The sequence below is a fragment of the Microtetraspora malaysiensis genome (genome assembly GCF_001528665.1).
Classification (GTDB): Bacteria; Actinomycetota; Actinomycetes; order Streptosporangiales; family Streptosporangiaceae; genus Microtetraspora_A; species Microtetraspora_A malaysiensis.
The window spans coordinates 22,809-42,717 of the sequence record NZ_BBYJ01000040.1; the positions used below are offsets into that span (position 1 = coordinate 22,809).

The following is a 19,909-nucleotide window of genomic DNA, read 5'->3' on the forward strand; positions in this document are numbered from 1 at the left end:
CTTCTAAAGTGAAACAGGTTCTATTACGCTCTGTTTCCATGCGGTTCACCTACGCCGAGGCCATGACCGACCCGTCGTACTATCTCCCGCTCGCCCAGGCCGCCGAAGCGGCGGGCTACGCGAGCTTCACCGTGGCGGACTCCCTCGTCTATCCGAAGGAGTCCACCACGAGCTATCCCTACACCTCCGACGGCGACCGGCAGTTCCTGGAGGACAAGAGCTTCATCGAGACGTTCATCCTGGTGGCGACACTGGGAGCGGCGACCTCGACGATCCGGTTCACCCCGTTCGTACTCAAGCTGCCGGTCCGCCCGCCGGTGCTGGTCGCCAAGCAGGCGAGCTCGATCGCGTACCTGACCGGCAACCGGCTGACCCTCGGCGTCGGGCTCAGCCCGTGGCCGGAGGACTTCGCGGTGATGGGCGTGCCGTGGGCGCGCCGCGGCAAGCGGATGGACGAGGCCATCGAGGTGGTACGCGGCCTGACGAGCGGCGACTACTTCGAGTACCACGGCGAGTTCTACGACCTGCCGCCGGTGAAGATGTCCCCGGCCCCCACCGAACCGATCCCGATCCTGGTCGGCGGGCACAGCGACGCGGCGCTGCGCCGGGCCGCCCGCCTCGGCGACGGCTGGATGCACGGCGGAGGCGACGCCGAGGAGCTGGACGCGCTGCTGGCCAGGCTGGCCGCGCTGCGCGCCGAGGAGGGCACGGCCGACCGCCCCTTCGAGATCCATGCGATCTCCTACGACGCGTACCACGCGGACGGGGTGAAGCGGCTGGCCGACAAGGGCGTCACCGACCTGATCGTCGGCTTCCGGTCGCCGTACATCAAGGGGCCGGACACCGAACCCCTGGCCAGGAAGATCGAGCACCTTGAGCGCTTCGCGGAGTCGGTGATCGCCAAAGTCACCCCTTAACCCGGAAACGAGAACACGTTACAGTCGCGGATATGACCGATTCCACGGCAGTCACCTGGGAAGCGCCGGACCCTGACCACGCCGACCACCCCGCGCGCCGGGCCGCGCGGTCGTCCATGGCCGCGGTCACCGCGGGACACAGGGGCGAATGGCTGGGACTGTTCGCCCCCGACGCCCTCGTGGAGGATCCCGTCGGCCCCTCGCCGCTCGATCCCGAAGGCAGGGGCCACCGCGGCCACGACGAGATCGGGAGGTTCTGGGACGCCTATGTCGGCTCGGTGCGCGAATACCGCTTCCATGTCAGGGACTCCTTCGCCAACGGGCCCTGCTGCGCCAACGTCGCCTCCATCGTCATGACGCTGGACGGCGGCGCGACCATGACGGTCGACTGCGTGATCATCTATACCGTCGACGAATCCGGGGCGATCACGTCGCTCCGCGCCCACTGGGAACCGGACCGCGCGATGGCCACCCTGACCACCCCCTGAAACACCGCCCCGGCCGCCGGGAAGCGGTGGCGGCGGGACGCGGGGCGAGGTAACACCGCCGGAGAACGGCCGGGTCGGAGGGCGGGCACACCATGCCCTTTTCCCGGCCTGACCACGGGATTCACCGTCCGAACATCGGGGCGCGGGGGCCCTATGCACTAAACCAAGCGCTTGCTACGCTCCGCCCATGGTGTCCACAATCGTCTGGGGTACCGGCAATGTGGGCCGAGCGGCCATCCGCGCCGTCGAGGCCCATCCGGCACTGGAACTCACGGCAGTGCTCGTCCACACTCCCGGCAAGGTCGGCCGCGACGCGGGTGAACTCGGCGGGCTCGACCACCGGCTCGGTGTCACGGCGACCGACGACGTCGACGCGGTGCTGGCCGCCCGGCCCCGCGTCGTCGTGTACGCGGCCTCCGGGGACATCCGCCGCGACGACGCCCTCGCCGACATCGTCCGGGCGATCCGGGCCGGGGCCGTGGTCGTCACGCCCTCGCTGTACGCGCTCTACGACCAGCGCAACGCCCCGCCCGAGCTGCGGGAACCGATCCTGGCCGCGGTCGCCGAGGGCGGCGGCTCCCTGTTCGTCTCCGGCGTCGACCCCGGCTGGGGCAACGACGTGCTCCCCCTGCTGATCAGCGGTCTCGGCTCGACGGTGGACGTGATCCGCTGCCAGGAGATCTTCGACTACACCACCTACGACCAGCCCGACTCGGTCCGCTACATCGTCGGCATGGGCCAGCCGATGGACTACGAGCCGCCGATGATCGCGCCGACGGTCCCGACCATGGTGTGGGGCGGGCAGGTGCGGCTGATGGCCCGCGCCCTCGGCGTCGAACTCGACGAGATCCGCGAGACCCTGGAGCGGCGCCCGCTCGACTCCACGGTCAGCACCAGGTCGATGGGCGACTTCGAGGCCGGCACCCAGGGCGCGGTCCGGTTCGAGGTGCAGGGCATCGTCGAGGGCGAGCCCCGCATCGTGATCGAGCACATCACCCGCATCCACCCGTCCTGCGCGCCGGACTGGCCGTCACCGCCCGACGGCGAAGGAGCGCACCGGGTGATCATCGAGGGCCGCCCGCGCATCGAGGTCACGATCGAGGCCTCCGACGAGGGCGGCAACCGGTCCGCGGGCGGGAACGCCACCGCGGTCGGCAGGCTGGTGAACGCCGTCGAATGGCTCGTGGAGGCGGAGCCGGGACTCTACGACGCGCTCGACGTCCCGCTGCGCCCCGCGGTCGGCAGGCTCGGAAGGAAGCGATCATGAGAGTCGACGTCCCGGACGGGAAGGACCCGATCCAGTACGTGTGGGGCGAGATGGTCCCCGGCATCGGACCCGCCGCCTCGAACTTCTCCCTCGCGGTGTACGCGCACACGACCCTCGGGCTGCGCGAGTTCGAGGCCGCGCGGCTGCGGATCGCGCAGATCAACGGGTGCCTCTTCTGCCTCGACTGGCGGACGGAACGCGACGGGCGGAAGGTCGAGGAGGAGTTCGCCGACGCGGTGACCCACTGGCGCACCACCGACGCCTTCGACGACCGCACCCGGCTGGCCGCCGAATACGCCGAGCGGTACGCGCTCGATCACCACGGCCTCGACGACGAGTTCTGGAACCGGATGTCCGCGCACTACAGCCAGCCCGAGATCGTGGAACTCACCATGTGCATCGGCTCCTGGCTGACGTTCGGCCGGCTCAACCGGGTGCTGGGCCTCGACGCCGTATGCGTGCTGCCCGGCGGCGGCCACTCCCCCTCCGGCACGCCGTAGCCGGCCCCATGACACTGCGGACACCCGCCTGGACACCCACCCCCGTCTCGCACGACGCGAACCCCCCATCGGTCGAAAGTGAGGACCACACATGAGTGACAGCACGCCGGTCGGTTCGGCTTCCTCGGGCTTCTCCCGACGCGGATTCATCGCCGGGGCCGGTTCCCTCCTGGGAGTCATGGCCCTCGGTGGCCGCACCCCCGCCTGGGCGCAGACCGTCGCCGCGACCACTCCGATCGCCAGTGGGGCTCACGTGCCGGCCCTGGTGATCGGCACCGGATACGGCGGCTCGGTCGCCGCGCTGCGCCTCGCCCAGGCGGGCGTCGACGTCCACATGGTCGAGATGGGCATGGCCTGGGACACCCCCGGCTCCGACGGCAAGATCTTCTGCAACACGCTCTCGCCGGACAACCGGTCGTACTGGCTGCGCACCCGGACGAAGGCGCCGCTCAACTACTTCCTCGGCTTCCCGATCGACCGGGACATCTCCCGTTACACCGGGATCCTGGACGCCGAGGAGTTCAGCGGCATCACGGTCTACCAGGGCCGCGGCGTCGGCGGCGGCTCCCTCGTCAACGGCGGCATGGCGGTCACGCCCAAGCGGGAGAACTTCGGCGCCATCCTCCCGACGGTCAACCCCGACGAGATGTACAACACCTACTACCCGCGCGCCAACGCCGGGCTCGGGGTCGGCACCGTCGACCCGGCCTGGTTCGACTCCACCGACTGCTACCAGTACGCCCGGGTCGGCCGGAAGCACGCCCAGCGCTCCGGGTTCCCGTTCGTCTTCGTGCCCGACGTGTACGACTGGGACTACATGAAGCAGGAGGCGGCCGGCACCGTCACCAAGTCGGCGCTGGCCGGCGAGATCCTCTACGGCAACAACAACGGCAAGAAGTCGCTGCAGAAGACGTACCTCGCCCAGGCCGCGGCCACCGGGCGGGTCACCGTCTCGGCGCTGCACAAGGTCGTCTCGGTCGCCCCGGCGTCCGGCGGCGGCTACACGGTCGTCATCGACCAGATCAACACCAGCGGCGAGACCACGACCACCAAGACCGTGACCGCGGACCGGGTGTTCTTCGCCGCCGGCAGCGTCGGCACCAGCAAGCTGCTGGTCAAGCTGAAGGCCACCGGCATGCTGCCCAACCTGAACAACGAGGTCGGCAAGGGCTGGGGCGACAACGGCAACGTCATGTGCGGCCGCGCCAACCACCTGTGGGACCCGACCGGGGCCCTGCAGTCGTCCATCCCCTGCGGCGGCATCGACAACTGGGCCGCGGGCGGCGCGTTCGCCGAGGTGGCGCCGCTGCCCACCGGGATCGAGACCTTCGCCTCGTTCTATCTGTCGATCACCAAGAACCCGAACCGCGCCGAGTTCTCCTGGAACCCGGCCACGGGCAAGGTCGACCTGAACTGGCAGCAGTCCTGGAAGCAGCCCGCCATCGACATGGCCAAGACGATCTTCGACAAGATCAACTCCAAGGAGGGGACGATCTACCGGACCGACCTCTTCGGCATCTACAAGATCTGGGGCGACCACCTCACGTACCACCCGCTGGGCGGCGCGGTCCTGGGCAAGGCCACCGACAACTACGGCCGCCTCGCCGGCTACCCCGGTCTGTACGTCATCGACGGCGCGCTGATCCCCGGCAACACCAGCGTCAACCCGTTCGTCACCATCACGGCGCTCGCCGAGCGCAACATCGAGAAGATCATCGCCACCGACCTCTAGGTCGTGTCTGACAAATCAAGCCCCGCTGCGCGCGCAGCATTTGTCAGACACTCCCTAGGGCCGTCCGCGGCGGGCCGGCCACGCATGACCGGCCCGCCGCCCGGTCACTCCGCTCTCCGACGCCGGAGGACCGCCGACGCGGGAAGCAGAACGGCCAGAGCCAGGCACAGCCAGGCGAGCCAGTCGCCGGCCCAGGTGTAGAGCGTGCGGGCGGCGCCCGTGCCGACGGTCGCGGTGAGCACCGTCGGCGCGAGACCCGTGGTCGCGGTCTCGGCGCGGACCCGGCCGTACGGATCGCTCACCGTCAGGTTCCCGTTCGCCGCGCTGCGCACGGCCCAGAACCCGTTCTCGACGCCGCGCAACACGGTCGTCCGCGCGTGCTGCCATCCGTCGAGGTCGAAGTCCCAGGCGGGCAGCAGCATGACCCGCGCGCCCGCGCGGCGGTACGCGCGGGCCAGCTCGGGGAAGTCCAGATCCTTGCAGATCGCCACGCCGGTCCCGGAGCGGAGGAACATCCGGTCGCCGGGCACGTACGGCTCCACCCCGGGCACCATGTGCTGCTTGCGGTAGACGCCCGGCTCACCTCCCCCGGCCGGGAAGAACATCGCGGTATTGCGGTTGGTGTCGGTCACGATCACGCCCGCGACCACGTCCATACGCCGCTCGCGGGCCAGCGCCGCGAGCGGGCGGGAGATCAGGGGAAGGTCCGCCGCCGTCGTCACGAACCCGCCTTCCGGCAGGACCACGGCGTCGGTCCCCGGCGGCAGCGCCCGCACCCGTGCCAGCACTTCCCGGAGACGTTCCCGGCCGCGCGGCGTGTCGATGGGCGCCCAGTCGTCCTGCTGCCGGGAGGCCAGCAGCGCGACCTTCCTTTCCGGGCCGTCCGGCTCGGCCAGGGCGAGCCGGACGGCTCCCCCGGCCGCGGTGAGGAGCGCCAGCGTCAATGCGGTCGCCGCGACCCGCCAGGGCCGCTCCCCCGCCCGCCGCCGGGGCGCGGCGGAGACGGCCAGCGCCGCCGGGACGGCCGTCAGCAGGAACGAGATCCCCCACCCGCCGGTCAGCGCGGCGAGCTGGACCACCGGCGGGACCCCGGCCTGCGTGTGCGCCAGGCTCCAGATCGCGCCGTACGGCGTGAAGGTCGCGACGAGGTACTCGGCGCTCACCCAGACGGCGGGCACGACCGCCGCCGCCGACCACAGGCGGCCGCGCCGTACCAGTGCCCGGAAGAGCAGGACGGCCACGGCCGCGACCAGCGCGGGCAGGACGACGGTGAGCAGCGCGACCGGAATCGGCACCTCCATCCGGTCGCGCTGGAGCTCCCACATGTTCGCCCCGCCCACCGCCCATGCCGCCATCGCCGCGAGGCACGCGCGGACGGCGGTCGTCCGCGGCGCGATCACCAGCACCGGCAGAGGAGCCGCCCAGGTGAGCCACGCGACCGGATGCAGACCCGTGCCGAAGTAGAGCAGCCCCGCCGAGAGCGCCGCGCACGCGACGAGCACGCCCAGCTCGCCGGCCCGGCCCATGCCGCGCGGCCCGCGCGGACGGCTGATATCTGGGCGGGTGGCATCTGGACGGGTGGAATCTGGATACATGCGACGACCTCCTCGCGATCGCCGTCGATGTTGCCCGCGAAGGGGTGCCGCGCGGATCGCCGCCGCGAGTGAATCCCGGTTCACTCCTGCGATGGAGACCCCGGGACGGCCAGCCCCGACTCGTACGCGAAGACGACGGCCTGGGCGCGGTCGCGCAGGCCGAGTTTGGTCAGCAGGTTGCTCACGTGGGTCTTCACCGTGTGCTCGCTGACCACCAGCTCGGCGGCGATCTCGGCGTTCGACAGGCCGCGCGCGACCTGCGTCAGCGTCTCGCGCTCGCGGACGGTCAGCTCGTCGAGCCTGGCCTTCAGGCGGGGTACGGCGTGGCCACCCTGCGCCAGCGTCTCGATCAGCCGCCGGGTCACCGTCGGCGCGAGCAACCCCTCCCCCGCGGCGACCACCCGGACCGCGCGGACCAGCTCGTCGCGATGCGCGTCCTTGAGCAGGAACCCGCTCGCGCCCGCGCCCAGCGCCGCGTACACGTACTCGTCCAGGTCGAACATGGTCAGCACGAGCACCCGGGCGGACGTGGCGGCGCGGATCCGCCGCGTCGCCTCGACGCCGTCCATGGTGGGCATCCGGATGTCCATCAGCACGACGTCCGGCTGGAGTTCGGCCGCCGCGCGAACCGCTTCGACGCCGTCGGACGCCTCGCCGACCACGGTGATGTCCGGCTGCGCGTCAAGGATCATGGAGAAGCCGCCGCGGAACAGGTCCTGGTCGTCGGCGACGAGGACGCGCAGCATCAGCCGGCCGCCTCTCCGGACGGCTTCCGGACCGGGAGCGCCGCCTCGACGGTGAACCCGCCGGCCCGCCCCGGCCCCGCCCGGAAGGTGCCGCCGCACGCGGCGACCCGCTCCCGCATCCCGATCAGCCCGTGCCCTCCGCCCGGATCGGGTCCGTCCCCGCGGTCGCCGGGGCCGCGGCCGTCGTCGGCCACCTCGATCCGCAGCGCGTCCGGCGACCAGTCGAGCACGACCTCGGCCGTGGAAGCCTCCGCGTGGCGCAGCGTGTTGGTGAGCGCCTCCTGCACCAGCCGGTACGCCGCCACCTCGGCCTCCGGGGGAAGCGGGCGCGGCGTGCCGCGCGTCTCGACGGTCACCGCCGGACCCACCCGCCCGACCCGCTCCGCGAGATGTCCCAGCGCGTCGAGTCCGGGCGGCGGTTCGGTGGAGTCGGGAACGGTGGCGCGGAGCACGCCGAAGATGTGCCGGAGCTGGCCGATCGCCTCCCGGCCGGTCCGGCCGATCGCCTCGAACGCCGTCTCGGCCCGCTCCGGCCGGGTGCGGACCATCAGCGCACCCGCCTCCGCCTGGACGACCATCATGCCGACGGAGTGGGTCAGGATGTCGTGCATGTCGCGAACGATCCGGGTCCGCTCCCGTGCGGCGGCGGCCACGCTCTCCTCCTCCAGCCTGCGGGCCCGTTCGCGCAGCGCGGTGATCTCGGCCGAGCGGGCCCGCGTCCCCATGCCCAGCGCGTACGCGGTGGCGAACGCCATCCCGAGGTAACCGAAGGACTCCGGCGGCTCTCCGGGGACGATCAGGGACACCACCAGGGATCCGGCCCAGCAGGCGACGGCCGGGAGCTGCCAGCGCAGCGGGCTGCGCGCCGCGACCGTGTACGTCGCCACCAGCGCTCCGTACGGCAGCGGCGGCATGGCCTGTTCCAGCGACAGCGCGGTCGTCGCCACACCCACCAGGAAAGCGACGGACACCGGCGCGCGCCGCCTCCACAGCAGCGGCGCGGAGGCGGCGACGGCCGACACCGTGCCGAGCCACCCGGCGGACGCCCAGGTCAACTGGGGCCACAGCGTGGCGGCCAGCACCAGCGCGGCGATCCCGGCGTCGATCGCGTGCGGTCCCGGGCGGCGCGGTCCGGTCCGCCCGTGCGGAAGCGGAAAAATCAGTGACACGTGCCTCCCTGAACGTTCTCGCTCCCGAGTATCGATCACCGCCCACCGTCCGGGAACGCCGATCCGGCCCGAAGGGCGGGTGTTCAGGACCTCAGCCTGTTGAGGGCGAGCATGCGCGCGTTCAGGGGGCGAACGCGCGGAGGGTGATCTCCACCAGCGCGTCGGCGTACTGCGGGGTGAGCGGCCCGGAGCGGTGCACCCAACGCTGGTAGAGCGGGGCGTACAGCACCTCGAGCACCAGGTCGAGGTCGGCGTCCGCGGCGAGCTGGCCGGCCCGCTGGGCGCTGCGCAGCCGCTCCTTCTTGGCCTCGTCGACGGGGCCGGCCAGCTTCTCGCGGTACTGGGCGGCGAGGGCGGGATCGCCGATGATCTCCGTGTTGAGCGCCCTGATGGGCGCCTCGAACGCCGGGTCGGCGAACTCGGCGACGGTCGCCCGCATGACGATCTTGAGGTCGGCCTCGAGGTCGCCGGTGTCGGGGAGGCTCATGCCTTCCTCGCTCTCGCTGAGCGCGAGGAAGGAGTCGAAGATCACCGCACCCTTTGACGGCCACCAGCGGTAGATGGTCTGCTTGCCCACTCCCGCCCGGGCGGCGATGGCCTCGATCGAGACCTTGGCGTATCCGAGCTCGGAGACCAGATCGCGCGCGGCGTCGAGGACGGCCTGCCGGGACCGTTCGCTGCGGCGGGCTGGGTTCGGTTTTCTGGGTTGGGACATGCCCGGAGCATACCATTCGGCGAGACGAGACGGTCCGTCTTGACATGAAGCCGGCACACCTTCACACTGTGATGCGGCGAGACGATCCGTATCGTCTCGAATTCGACCATCGCGTCCAGAATTCGTCCGCGCCGAGAAGAGGAGGTGGGCCGTTGCGTACCGCTGCCCAACTGGCACTCACCGAGGCCACCAAGCGTTACGGCACCCGCGTCGTCCTGGACCGGGTGTCACTCACCGTCAAACCCGGCGAGCGGATCGGGGTGATCGGCGACAACGGGTCCGGCAAGTCCACGCTGCTCAGGCTCATGGCGGAGACCGAGCGGCCGGACAACGGCGAACTCGTGGTCGTGGCACCCGGCGGCGTCGGATATCTGCCGCAGTCGCTCGCACTGCCTCCGCACGCGACGGTGGCCGACGCGATCGACCTGGCGCTCGCCGATCTGCGCGAGCTCGAAGCCCGGATGCGGGCGGCCGAACGGTCGCTCGTCGAGACCGGCGCGGAGGCTCGCGCCGGGCTCGACGTCTACGTCCGGCTGGCGGCGGAGTTCGAAGCACGAGACGGCTACACGGCCGACACTCGGGTGGAGGTCGCGCTGCACGCGCTCGGGCTGCCCGGACTCGACCGGAACCGTCCGCTCGGCACGCTCTCCGGCGGCGCGCGCTCCAGGCTCGCCCTGGCCGCCACGCTGGCGTCCGCCCCCGAGCTGCTGCTGCTCGACGAGCCGACCAACGACCTGGACGACCAGGCCGTGGCCTGGCTCGAACAGCGCCTGCGCGCCCACCGGGGCACCGTCGTGGCGATCACCCACGACCGGGCGTTCCTGGAGCGGGTGACCACCGCCATCCTGGAGGTCTCCGACGGGCAGGTGCGCCGCTACGGCGACGGGTACGCCGGATACCTCGCGGCCAAGGCCGCCGAACGCGCCGCCCAAGCGCGGGCCCACGAGGAATGGAAGGCCGAGCTGGACCGGCATGCCACGCTGGTGGCGGCCAACGCGGGCCGACTGGCCGTGATCCCCCGCAAGATGGCCAAGGCGGGCATGGGCACCGGAGCCTGGCGGGCACGCTCGCGCACGCACGGGGCCGCCGGACGCATCCGGCAGTCCCAGCAGCGGCTGCGGTGGCTCACCGGCCACCCGGCGCCGCCGCCGCCCGAGCCGCTGCGCTTCACCGCCGCCCTCGCCACCGCGGAGACCGCCGCCGGGGCCGAGGTGGCCGCGCTCGACAGCGTGGTGGTGGCCGGGCGGCTCCGCCTCGACTCCCTGGCCATCCGCGCCGGTGAACGGCTGCTCGTCACCGGCCCGAACGGCGCGGGCAAGACCACACTGATGCGGGTGCTCAGCGGGGAGCTGAAGCCGGACGCGGGCGCGGTACGGCGGGCCGGCCGGGTCGGGTTCTTCCGCCAGGACGAGCTGGACACCGGCGACGCCCGGCGGGCCGGACCGGCCGGGGCAGCGGACCGGACCGTGCTGCGGGCCTACGCGCAGGGGCGTCCCGGGTCCCTGGACGAGCACGCGGACGCGCTGCTGGCCCTGGGGCTGTTCCGGCCGTCCGACCTGGGGCTGCGCCTGGACGAGCTCTCCTACGGACAACGGCGGCGGATCGAGCTGGCGCGGCTGGTGAGCGAGCCCGTGGACCTGCTCCTGCTCGACGAGCCGACCAACCACCTGTCGCCGATGCTCGTGGAACAGCTGGAGGAGGCGCTGGCCTCCTACCAGGGCGCACTGGTGGTCGTGACGCACGACCGGCGCCTGCGGGCCGCGTTCACCGGCTCCCACCTGGAGCTGACGGCTGACCACGTCGCGTGAGTCCGTCGCAGCGGCGAACCGCCGGTCATGACGGGGCCGGGTGACGGCATGCCCGGCCGTACCCCGACGAGGAGCGCCGCCGGTTTGACCTTGACGCTGCGTCAACTTCTAGCATCGGGGCCATGTCGATCACTGTTCTTGACACCTACGCCGCCATGCGGCAAATCCTGCTGGCCCCGGTCGCGGACCGCGTTGACCTGCTGCGTTCGATGCTGGAGGCCAACAAGGGTATGTACCGCTACCACCCAGGCGAGCTCGACCTGGTAGCCGTACACCTCCAATCGTCCGGGTTCCCCATCGACCGCGACGAGGAACGTTGCCTGGCGGCGCTCGAAACCCTGGCAACGGCCGGGGCCTGGGAGCGGATGCAACGCGCGCTCGACCACGCTCTCGCCGTACTGCTGGAGGCGACACCGGGGCTGGAGGCCCCGGACATCACCGTGCTGTTCGTCCTCGGCGATCCGGGTGACGAACACTTCATGGGTCCCTGCAAAGGATTGACCGGGTTCGGCGGCATCTCGGGCAACATCGCCATCACGTTCTGGCCCTTCCCCGAGAACGTGGAGCGGCTGGAGGCCACCGCCGTGCACGAACTCCACCACAACCTGCGGTGGAGCCCGGGCGGGGTGGTGTGGGACCCGATGACCGTCACGGTCGGCGAGCACATCGTCGGCGAAGGCCTGGCCGACGCCTTCGCCCGCCAGCTCTACGGCGACGAACTCGGCCCCGCCCGCATCGGCGTGCCGCACCTGCACGACGACGAGGTCTTCGCCAAGGTACTCACCGGGCTCGACGTGACCGGCATGCAGAACTTCACCGCCTGGGTGCACGGCGACCCCGGCGCGGAGCACCTCGGCGTCGCCCCGGTGGGACTGCCGATGGGCGCAGGGTACGCCGCGGGAAACCGGCTGGTCGACACCTACCTGGCGGCGACCGGGCAGACGGCGGCGCAGGCCCTGCACGCCGACAGCTCGGAGATCATCGCAACCACGCTCCGCCGCGGGTGACACTGGAGCAATGGAGTGGACGATCCAGGAGCTCGCGGCGAGGGCCGGCATCACCAGTCGCACCCTGCGTCACTACGACCGCGTCGGGCTCCTGGCCCCGTCCCGGGTCGGCCCGAACGGGTACCGCTACTACGACCCCACCGCGGTCGCCCGGCTACAGCGGATCCTGCTCATGCGCCGCCTCGGCATGGGTTTGTCGGCCATCGCCGAGGTCCTGGCCGACGAGGTGGACACGTGCGACGGGCTCCGCGCTCACATCGGCGAACTGGAAGAGGAACGGGACCGCATCGAACGGCAGATCCGGTCTGTACGTCACACGCTCGAGGCCCTGCGGTCGGGGGCGGAACCGCGGATGGACGTCATGTTGGCGGGGTTCAACGACCGCTACAAGGACGAGGTGGTCTCACGCTGGGGCGAGCGCGCGTTCCAAGTGAGCAACGACTGGTGGCACGGCAAGACCCTTGACCAGCAGCAGGCCTGGAAGCAGGCCGCCGAAGACCTCGTCGCCGCCTGGGTCACCGCAGCGAAGGCCGAGGTCTCCCCGACATCGGAACACGCTCAGTCCCTGGCGGCCCGGCACGTCCGGTGGCTGAGCCAGATCCCGGGTACTCCCACGGCCGAGGGCGACCGGGAGCGCTCGATCGAGATGGTGAAATGCCTGGGGGACATGTATGTCGACGACCCCCGCTTCGCCGGCATGTACGACGACGCCGCGGGGGCGACGTTCGTCCGGGACGCACTGCACGTGTACGCGCGGACCCGGATGTAGCTCTCCCAGGAAGCGGGCGGCGCGGGCAGGTCGGGCACGACGAGTTGTGCGGTCTGGTCGAAGGCGCGAATGCGGGCGGTCTCGCGGGTGCCCGCCTTGCCGATGCGCTCATGGCGTGCCACGGCCGGGAAGTAGCGCAGCGACAGCAGATCCTTTATACCTCTACAGCTATGAATATATGTAAGAAATGGTCTTGGACGGCATATAGCGGTCCTTCCTATGATCCTCCGCGAGGATGCGATCTTTGGAGGTTCCGTGCCCTTCGGGTATCTGTTCACGGTGGCGCTCGTCGCGATCGGCACGCTGTTCGCGCTACGGCCGCTGCCGTTCTGGGGCCCGTTCGGCCGTCAGAGCTACTACTTCGGCCTGGCCGCCAACGAGCTGCCGTTCGCGGCCTTCTTCTGGTTTCTGCTGCTCCCGACGGCGCTGGCGTTCGCCGAAGGCGACATCCACTCGGCGGGCGGCTGGGCGGTCGTCGCCCTGGCCGCCGTGACCGTACCCGGGCTCGCGGTCATCGCCTACCGCGCGCTGGGCGAGCGGGCCAGGATCGAGCGCGCCATGGACTTGGGGCTGGGCGCGGGGTGGCGCGCCGCCATCGACGCCGACCTCAGCGCCGGACTGCGGCGCCGCCCCCCATGGGCCCGCATCCTGTTCCTGCCCATCTTCAAGCGCCGCCGGGACGTCCGGCGCGTGGCCAACCTCGCCTACGGCGACGCGGGCCTCCGCAACCTGCTCGACCTCTACCACCACCGCTCGCGCCCCTCCGGCGCGCCCGTCATGATCCACCTGCACGGCGGCACCTACTCCGGCGGCCACAAGAACAGCCAGTCGCTTCCCCTGCTCTACCACCTCGCCGGCCAGGGATGGGTGTGCATCAGCGCCAACTACCGGCTACGGCCGCAGGCCCAGCACCCGGACCACCTGATCGACCTCAAGAAGATCATCGCCTGGGTACGGGAACACGCCCACGAGTACGGCGCCGACCCGTCGACGCTGTTCGTCGCGGGCAGTTCGGCGGGCGGGCACATGGCGGCGCTGGCCGCGCTCACCCAGAACGACCGCGCCTTCCAGCCGGGCTTCGAGGACGCCGACACCTCCGTGACCGGCGCCATCTACCTGAACGGCTGGTACGGCACCTACTTCGGCCAGGGCCCCGAGTCCTCGCCGCTGGCCCACATCGCACCGGACGCACCGCCGTTCCTCGTGGCCCACGGCGATCTGGACCCGCAGGTGCCCGCGGCCGAGGCCCGGCACTTCGCCGAACGCCTACGCCAGACCTCGGCCGCTCCCGTCGTCTACGCCGAGCTGCGCGGCGGGAACCACGCCTTCGACCTGTACCACTCGGTCCGCTTCGAGGCGGTCGTCGACGCGATCGAGGGCTTCACCGCCTGGGTGAGATCACGGGAGAGGGTGCCTCGGCCCTAGGGATCCCGCCGGCCCCGCCGGTCACCGGTGCAGCCCGGCCTTCAGCCTGGATACACCGAGCGGGATCTGACGTGATTGCCGTGAAATGAGGGGGTGCCCTCACGAGCGAGATGTCAGTAGACGATCGGGCATGATGACCACCCAACCCGGCCCCCGGATGGCGGGGTTGGCCGGTTCACAGCTCGATGCCCTTGATGATCTTCGCCAGCTCCGGTACGAGGGGCCGGCTGGCCATCACGGTGACGACGACGCCCTTACGCTCTACCCAGCCCGCGTACCGGCCATGGCCCAGCGCGCCGTCACCCGCCTGGGTGAGCACCTGACGGCGGCCGATCTTCACGGTCTTGGTGTCACCGGAGAACGTCCCGATGTCGAACGGCGCGTTCTTGAGCTGCGTCAGCTCACTCGCTTTCGGCCAGCACACCACCCTGACCCACAGCGACCGCTGCCTGGGGTTCACGTCGGAGCGGTCATCACTCCACTGGTAGCCGTACTCGGTGATGCCATCGTGCTCGTTGACGCCGACCTGGCCGTAGGTGAAACCCTTCGGGATGTGGTTGACGCGGACTCCCTTGATGGCGGCGGCGCCCCTGGGCGGCTTGTCGGTCTTGGTATCGGACGACCGCTTCGCCTCTGCCTTGGTCGGGACGGGGCAGGCCGGGCGCTCCGCCGCCTGAGCGGGGGGCGCCATCAGAGCCGCGGCGACGGGCAGTGCGGACAGGATGGAAAGCTTTTGAATCTTGTTCATGCTTGGCTTCGATGCGACAGATGTGAGGAAAGTTCAGTAGTTTCTGAACGCGATGTTGATCGCGACGGCATGCGCAGGTGCCCGGTACCGATGTGCATTCAGGCTCAGAACACGGCCGGCTCGGACGGGGTCTACGGGTAGGCGGTGCGCTCGATCGCCCCTGGGCTTATTTGGTCTGGCTCCCCTGAACCGTTGCCGACGGGCGCGGCTCGCTCGCGCCCGGCAGGTCACGCCGGGAACGCATCGGACTGAGCGCGAGGATCAGCGAGCACGGCGCCAGCAGTCCGGCCATGATCCACATGGTGGGGCGGAGGCCGAGTAGGTCGCCGAGGAACCCGCCAAGCAGCGACCCGATCGGGATGGTGCTGTGGTTGAGCATCATCGTCGTCGCGACGACCCGCCCCAGCAGGTGGGGCGGACAGTAGCTCTGCCGGAAGCCGCCCAGCACGATATTGCAGGCGACGATCCCCGCCCCCACCGTGAACGAGCCGACGGCGAAGAGCAGCAGACCGGGGCCCGGCGTGGTCAGCGGCAGCAGGAGCGCGAAGGGTCCGGTGACCAGCTGCAGGATCAGCATTCCGCGGGCGGTCCCGAAGCGCCGGCCGACCGCGGTGGCGATCAAGGCGCCGGCGATGCCGCCGAGGCTGCCGGCCATGATCAGGCCGCCGACCGTCGCCGCGTTCGCCCCCACAGTGCGTACCAGAAAGACGATCTGGATCCCCTGGTAGCCCATCAGCGCCAGGTTGACCAGGGCGCCGTACATGACCATCGGCCGCAGGTAGCGATCGTGCATGACGAAGCGCAGGCCCGCGCCGATCTGGCGGCGCAGTGTGTCCCCCCGCGCCGGGGCGGCCGGGACCGGCTCGCGGACGCGGAGCGAGAGCAGGCACGCGGTCGAGACGACGAAGGTCACCGCGTCGATCAGCAGCCCGGAGACCGCGCCGAAGGCGTCGGCGACCAGGCCCGCCGCGCCGCGACCGATCACGCCCGTCGCCGCCTCGCTGCCCTGAAGTCTCGCGTTGCCCTCAAGCAGGTCGCGGCCGTCGAGCACCGCGGGGACGTACGCGTGGTACGCCGTGCTGAAGAACACCGTCGCGACACCGCAGACGATCGCGACGGCGAGCAGGTGGGCGAACGTGAGCGCCCCCAGCCACGCGGCGACCGGGACGCTCGCGTACATGGCGGCCGAGACGAGGTTGCCGGCGACCAGGACGGGCCGCTTCCGGAGCCGGTCCACCCACGCGCCGGCCGGCAGCCCGATGACCAGCCACGGCAGCCAGACGACGGCGGCGAGCAGGCCGACGGCGAAGGTGTCGACCCGCAGGACCACCACCGCGATCAGGGGCAACGCCACGCCGGTGATGCTGGTTCCCAGGCCGCTGGCGGTCTCACCGAGCCATAGCAGCCGGAAGTCCCGCTGTCTCAGCACGCCGAAGCGGCGGCGTCCGGTCGGCGCGGTGTCGCCCGTCGATGTCATCAGAACCTCCGAGGGGACCTCCGCCTTCTGGGCAGAGGGGGAATCGGACCTCATGCGGAGCAGTGCAGGAGCAGGGCAGGGCACGGGCGGGGCAGGAACAGGCCGGTCGCCGAAAGGCGGCCGGGCCGTGGTCACGAGTGCGGTAGGCGCCCGGCGCGCGCGGTGACCCCGCCGGGGACGGCCGTCGGCGACGGTGAACGGCCCATGGGGAGCGTTCAGCGCGTTCAGCGCGTTCAGCGCGTTCAGCGCGAGAAGGTCACCGCGGACCACATCGAACGGTCGCGACCGGCACCTCGGGTGCCGCGGCACGCGAGCCGGTGAGTGATTTCCGTGTGCGAAAGACCGCGCCACGGCGTTGTGGCCCTACGGAGCCGAGCCGTACCCGAGGCTCGGACGCCCTGGGCCCGCCTGTGTGCCGGTCAGCGAGAGAAGCCGGCTAGTCCTAGGGAGGCCACGGCCCGGCGAACGCGGGTACGCGTGATCCGGCCAACCACGAGACGGGGGAGCCGGACGAGGCCATGCGGCGGCACAACGGACATAGCGTCGAACACTAGGGCCCGCCCCGATCGAAGGCAACCGGTTCGCACCGATCTCCGGCCGGCGAGCCGCGATGACAGGCTCCTCTCGGCGGCGGCTCGCGGATCTCACGGGGTAGGGTCCAGGCCGGTGACGCGATCATGCGCGGACGAACGCATCACGAGGGAGGTGGCGCGGTGAGCGCCCTTGACATACGACTGCGGCCGGTGGCCGAGGACGACCTCGTCATGTTCCGGCGTTTCGCCACGGAGCCGGGGTTGATCGGCCTGGACTGGACGGGGTTCCGCGACGCGCAGGCTCCGGTCCGGCGCTACGCCGCCGACGGGTACCTGGGCGAGGACGACAGCCGGATCATCGTCGAGGTCGACGGCGCGGCCGCGGGCTTCATGAGCTGGTCGGCGCAGGGGTTCGGGGTCTCCCGATACTGGGAGATCGGGATCGCCCTGCTCCCCGACTGGCGGGGGCGCGGCATCGGCTGGCGCGCTCAGGCGATGCTGTGCGACTACCTGTTCGCCCACACTCCGGTCGAGCGCATCCAGGCGGCCACCCACCCCGAGAACATCGCCGAACAGAAGTCGCTGGTGAAGGCGGGTTTCACGTTGGAGGGCGTCCTGCGCGCGGTGGAGTTCCGTGCCGGACGGTGGCGCGACGGCTGGATGTACAGCAGGCTGCGCAGCGATCCGCCTCCCCCCGGCCTGTGACCGACGCGAGCTCTGCCGCGCCGCGCGAGCCCGGTGATCGGCGTCTCCCGGCGCGGTGAACGGGCCGGGAGACGCCGGGAGGCTCAGCGGGCAGGCCGGGCGAGATCCTCGACGCGCAGGTCCGCGGGCAGGCCGGTCACCTCGGCCCGGCCCGCGGCGTCCACTTCGACGCCGACCTCGTGCCCGGCGACGCGCAGGCCGTGCGCGGACACCGCGCCGAGCGGGGCGCCGGCGAGGGGACGCAGCGTGACCCGGCCCTCCGGCACGTCGGGGTACAGGCCGGTGGCCGCGTGCACGATCGTCACCGCCGCCGCGGCCGACCACGCCTGCGGCCGGCACGCGGCCGGGTACGGCAGGGGCCGCCCCACGTCGTCCCGCGCGTCTCCGCCGTACAGCTCGGGCAGGCGGTAGCCGAACGCCTCGCCGACGGCGAGCAGCCCCTCGGCGAGCCCGGCGGCCTGCCCGCCGAACCCGGCGCGGGCCAGCCCGGCGAGCACGATCGCGGTGTCGTGCGCCCAGATCGAGCCGCAGTGGTAGGACAGCGGGCTGAACCCGCCGTCGTCGGCCGACATCGTGCGCAGGCCGAAGCCGCCCGACATCGCGGGTGAGGCGAGCAGCCGGGCCACCTCCGCCTCCTCTCCCGCCGACAGCAGGCCGGTGCCGAGGAGGTGCCCGATGTTGCTGGTGAGTGAGTCGACCGGCCGCTTTGCGGCGTCGAGGGCGAGCGCCGGGTAGCGGCCCGCGGGGCCCTCCACCCAGAACCGGTCGCGGAACCGCGCGGCGAGCGCCGCCGCGTGCTCGCGCCAGCGCTCCGCGCCGGGACGGCCGAACGCCTCCAGCAGCGCGGCGGCCCCGGTCGCCGCCTGGTAGGCGTAGCCCTGCACCTCGGCGAGTGCGATCGGCGCGGTCGCCTGGCTGCCGTCCCTGAACCGGACGGCGTCGCCCGAGTCCTTCCAGCCCTGGTTGGCCAGGCCGCGGGAGCTCGTGTCGATGTACTCGACGAAGCCGTCGCCGTCCGGGTCGGCGTACTCGCCCAGCCAGCCGAGCGCGGCCTCCAGGTGGGGCAGCAGCGGGGCCACCACGCGCTCGGGCATCCCCCATCGCCAGGCGTCGTGCAGGAGGGCGATCCACAGCGGGGTGGCGTCGATGGTGCCGTAGTAGGTCGCGGGGAGGCGCAGCCCGTTGCCCTCGACGGTGAACTCGTGGCGGCGCAGCTCGTGCATGATCTTTCCGGGCGCCTCCCCGGAGGCGGGGTCGGTCCGTACGCCCTGGCGGCGGGCGAGCACCCGCAGCGTGCCCGCGGCGAGTTCGGTGCCGAGCGGGAGGAGCATCCGCGCGGCCCAGATGCTGTCCCGGCCGAACAGCGTCAGGAACCACGGCACGCCCGCGCCGAGGAAGGTGTCGCCGGGGGCGTCCGGCTCGATGAGCCGGAGCGACCGCAGGTCGTCCAGGGACCGGTCGAGCAGCCGCTCCAGCCGCCGGTCGGCCGCGGCGACCCGGGGGCGGTTCCACTCGACGGGGCCGGACGGCGAGATCACGACCGCGTCCGGGTCGGTGACGGCGGCCTCCCAGCGCAGCGTGACGCGCTCGCGCGGCCGCACCGTGACCGGCCAGGCCAGCCGCGCCGGGGCGACCTGTCCGGGGGCGTCCGCGATCTCGGCCCGCGCGTCGATCCCGGTCACGACGACCCGGGAGCGCCGCGACCGCCAGACCAGCGTGCCGGGCTCGTCGACCGTGGCCGCGACGGGCGTGGTGTCGCCGCCCGACTTCACGACCTCGATCGGGGCGAAGTCGCCGGCCAGCTCGATCGTGACGGTGGCGGTGACGGGCGCCGACGCCGTGGAGACGATCTCCACCTGCTCGCTCATGCCGTACGGCGTCACCTGGCGGGTGCGCTCGATCCGCACGGTGGGATCGGGGTGGGGATCGCCGAGCTGGCGGGCGAGGGAGACGAACCGGTCGTGCCCGGGGCCGACCGGCAGGTAGGCGATGGCCTCCGGCTCGTGTCCGTCGATCAGCAGCCTGGCCAGCGAGAGCGCGCGGGTGTCGGCGTGGAACAGCCCCTGGACGCCGGAGGCGCGGATCTGCCCGTCGGCTCCGCTCAACGCGCTGGTGGGGGCCAGGACGGTGCTGACGAGGTCGTGCAGCAGCGGCTGCAGGCGATATCCCGCCGGGGGGCCGGTCTCCTGGGCCGCGAGAGCGGCTCCCGGTTCCGGCGTGGCTCCGACCAGCACGTAACGACTCCTTGGTTCGGATCAGGCGGGGCGCGACCTTGACAGATCCGCTCCGTGGGTGCACATTGCCAACA

17 protein-coding genes are annotated in these 19,909 nt (G+C 71.7%); 10 read left to right on the plus strand and 7 right to left on the minus strand.

What is annotated here, in order from left to right; all coding sequences use genetic code 11:
* Positions 1-38: 38 nt before the first annotated feature.
* The 5 genes from AWQ71_RS37160 to AWQ71_RS37180 all read left to right on the plus strand — a co-directional run bounded on the left by AWQ71_RS37160 (position 39) and on the right by AWQ71_RS37180 (position 4,904).
* The gene (locus AWQ71_RS37160; RefSeq protein ID WP_067143255.1) at positions 39-917 is read left to right on the plus strand and encodes a TIGR03619 family F420-dependent LLM class oxidoreductase; all 879 of its coding nucleotides are present in this window, start codon (positions 39-41) and stop codon (positions 915-917) included.
* Between the two features lie 32 nt (positions 918-949).
* The gene (locus AWQ71_RS37165; RefSeq protein WP_067143258.1) at positions 950-1,405 is read left to right on the plus strand and encodes a nuclear transport factor 2 family protein; all 456 of its coding nucleotides are present in this window, start codon (positions 950-952) and stop codon (positions 1,403-1,405) included.
* A gap of 187 nt (positions 1,406-1,592) precedes the next feature.
* A complete protein-coding gene (locus AWQ71_RS37170; RefSeq protein WP_067143261.1) occupies positions 1,593-2,672 on the plus strand; it encodes an NAD(P)H-dependent amine dehydrogenase family protein in 1,080 nt (359 codons plus the stop codon).
* Complete coding sequence (locus AWQ71_RS37175; RefSeq protein ID WP_067143262.1) at positions 2,669-3,172, plus strand: carboxymuconolactone decarboxylase family protein; 504 nt, start codon at positions 2,669-2,671, stop codon at positions 3,170-3,172. Before AWQ71_RS37170 ends, AWQ71_RS37175 begins: the two co-directional genes overlap by 4 nt.
* Before the next feature lie 91 nt (positions 3,173-3,263).
* Positions 3,264-4,904: a GMC oxidoreductase gene (locus AWQ71_RS37180; protein WP_067143265.1), complete on the plus strand. Its 1,641-nt coding sequence runs from the start codon at positions 3,264-3,266 to the stop codon at positions 4,902-4,904.
* A 104-nt stretch (positions 4,905-5,008) separates the two neighbouring features.
* Here AWQ71_RS37180 and AWQ71_RS37185 read toward each other — a convergent pair whose 3' ends face one another.
* The 4 genes from AWQ71_RS37185 to AWQ71_RS37200 all read right to left on the minus strand — a co-directional run bounded on the left by AWQ71_RS37185 (position 5,009) and on the right by AWQ71_RS37200 (position 9,129).
* Positions 5,009-6,499, minus strand: a complete 1,491-nt coding sequence (locus AWQ71_RS37185) for a nitrilase-related carbon-nitrogen hydrolase (protein ID WP_067143268.1) — start codon at positions 6,497-6,499, stop codon at positions 5,009-5,011.
* Positions 6,500-6,579: 80 nt separating this feature from the next.
* Positions 6,580-7,245: a response regulator gene (locus tag AWQ71_RS37190; protein ID WP_169806721.1), complete on the minus strand. Its 666-nt coding sequence runs from the start codon at positions 7,243-7,245 to the stop codon at positions 6,580-6,582.
* Positions 7,245-8,414 carry a sensor histidine kinase gene (locus AWQ71_RS37195; RefSeq protein WP_067143271.1) on the minus strand — a complete coding sequence of 390 codons (1,170 nt, stop codon included), beginning with the start codon at positions 8,412-8,414 and terminating at the stop codon, positions 7,245-7,247. Before AWQ71_RS37195 ends, AWQ71_RS37190 begins: the two co-directional genes overlap by 1 nt.
* A 121-nt stretch (positions 8,415-8,535) precedes the next feature.
* Complete coding sequence (locus AWQ71_RS37200) at positions 8,536-9,129, minus strand: TetR/AcrR family transcriptional regulator (protein WP_067143273.1); 594 nt, start codon at positions 9,127-9,129, stop codon at positions 8,536-8,538.
* 152 nt (positions 9,130-9,281) lie between these two features.
* On the opposite strand from AWQ71_RS37200, the gene AWQ71_RS37205 reads away from it, so the two are divergent.
* From AWQ71_RS37205 to AWQ71_RS37220, 4 genes are all read left to right on the plus strand, one after another.
* On the plus strand, positions 9,282-10,937 hold the full coding sequence (locus AWQ71_RS37205) for a TlrC/CarA/OleB/SrmB family ABC-F type ribosomal protection protein (protein ID WP_067143275.1): 1,656 nt from the start codon (positions 9,282-9,284) through the stop codon (positions 10,935-10,937).
* A 122-nt stretch (positions 10,938-11,059) separates the two neighbouring features.
* Positions 11,060-11,944, plus strand: a complete 885-nt coding sequence (locus tag AWQ71_RS37210; protein ID WP_067143277.1) for a DUF2268 domain-containing putative Zn-dependent protease — start codon at positions 11,060-11,062, stop codon at positions 11,942-11,944.
* A gap of 10 nt (positions 11,945-11,954) precedes the next feature.
* A complete protein-coding gene (locus tag AWQ71_RS37215) occupies positions 11,955-12,713 on the plus strand; it encodes a MerR family transcriptional regulator (RefSeq protein ID WP_067143279.1) in 759 nt (252 codons plus the stop codon).
* A 255-nt stretch (positions 12,714-12,968) separates the two neighbouring features.
* Positions 12,969-14,138: an alpha/beta hydrolase gene (locus AWQ71_RS37220; protein ID WP_067143289.1), complete on the plus strand. Its 1,170-nt coding sequence runs from the start codon at positions 12,969-12,971 to the stop codon at positions 14,136-14,138.
* A 175-nt stretch (positions 14,139-14,313) separates the two neighbouring features.
* Here the strand turns inward: AWQ71_RS37220 and AWQ71_RS37225 are convergent, their stop codons facing one another.
* Together AWQ71_RS37225 and AWQ71_RS37230 are read right to left on the minus strand one after the other, a co-directional pair.
* Complete coding sequence (locus tag AWQ71_RS37225) at positions 14,314-14,886, minus strand: hypothetical protein (RefSeq protein ID WP_067143292.1); 573 nt, start codon at positions 14,884-14,886, stop codon at positions 14,314-14,316.
* Positions 14,887-15,052: 166 nt separating this feature from the next.
* Complete coding sequence (locus AWQ71_RS37230; RefSeq protein WP_067143295.1) at positions 15,053-16,363, minus strand: MFS transporter; 1,311 nt, start codon at positions 16,361-16,363, stop codon at positions 15,053-15,055.
* Positions 16,364-17,076: 713 nt separating this feature from the next.
* Here AWQ71_RS37230 and AWQ71_RS37235 point away from each other — a divergent pair.
* Complete coding sequence (locus tag AWQ71_RS37235; protein WP_067143298.1) at positions 17,077-17,601, plus strand: GNAT family N-acetyltransferase; 525 nt, start codon at positions 17,077-17,079, stop codon at positions 17,599-17,601.
* Positions 17,602-17,684: 83 nt separating this feature from the next.
* Here AWQ71_RS37235 and AWQ71_RS37240 read toward each other — a convergent pair whose 3' ends face one another.
* Positions 17,685-19,835: an amylo-alpha-1,6-glucosidase gene (locus AWQ71_RS37240; protein ID WP_084259721.1), complete on the minus strand. Its 2,151-nt coding sequence runs from the start codon at positions 19,833-19,835 to the stop codon at positions 17,685-17,687.
* Positions 19,836-19,909: the final 74 nt, after the last annotated feature.

Excerpts from the sequence above, each read along its gene's own strand:
- AWQ71_RS37190 (WP_169806721.1), bottom strand. The coding sequence starts at position 7,245 with ATGCTGCGCGTCCTCGTCGCCGACGACCAGGACCTGTTCCGCGGCGGC.
- AWQ71_RS37175 (WP_067143262.1), top strand. The coding sequence starts at position 2,669 with ATGAGAGTCGACGTCCCGGACGGGAAGGACCCGATCCAGTACGTGTGG.
- AWQ71_RS37210 (WP_067143277.1), top strand. The coding sequence starts at position 11,060 with ATGTCGATCACTGTTCTTGACACCTACGCCGCCATGCGGCAAATCCTG.
- AWQ71_RS37225 (WP_067143292.1), bottom strand. The coding sequence starts at position 14,886 with ATGAACAAGATTCAAAAGCTTTCCATCCTGTCCGCACTGCCCGTCGCC.
- AWQ71_RS37200 (WP_067143273.1), bottom strand. The coding sequence starts at position 9,129 with ATGTCCCAACCCAGAAAACCGAACCCAGCCCGCCGCAGCGAACGGTCC.
- AWQ71_RS37180 (WP_067143265.1), top strand. The coding sequence starts at position 3,264 with ATGAGTGACAGCACGCCGGTCGGTTCGGCTTCCTCGGGCTTCTCCCGA.
- AWQ71_RS37170 (WP_067143261.1), top strand. The coding sequence starts at position 1,593 with ATGGTGTCCACAATCGTCTGGGGTACCGGCAATGTGGGCCGAGCGGCC.
- AWQ71_RS37215 (WP_067143279.1), top strand. The coding sequence starts at position 11,955 with ATGGAGTGGACGATCCAGGAGCTCGCGGCGAGGGCCGGCATCACCAGT.
- AWQ71_RS37230 (WP_067143295.1), bottom strand. The coding sequence starts at position 16,363 with ATGACATCGACGGGCGACACCGCGCCGACCGGACGCCGCCGCTTCGGC.
- AWQ71_RS37165 (WP_067143258.1), top strand. The coding sequence starts at position 950 with ATGACCGATTCCACGGCAGTCACCTGGGAAGCGCCGGACCCTGACCAC.
- AWQ71_RS37160 (WP_067143255.1), top strand. The coding sequence starts at position 39 with ATGCGGTTCACCTACGCCGAGGCCATGACCGACCCGTCGTACTATCTC.
- AWQ71_RS37185 (WP_067143268.1), bottom strand. The coding sequence starts at position 6,499 with ATGTATCCAGATTCCACCCGTCCAGATGCCACCCGCCCAGATATCAGC.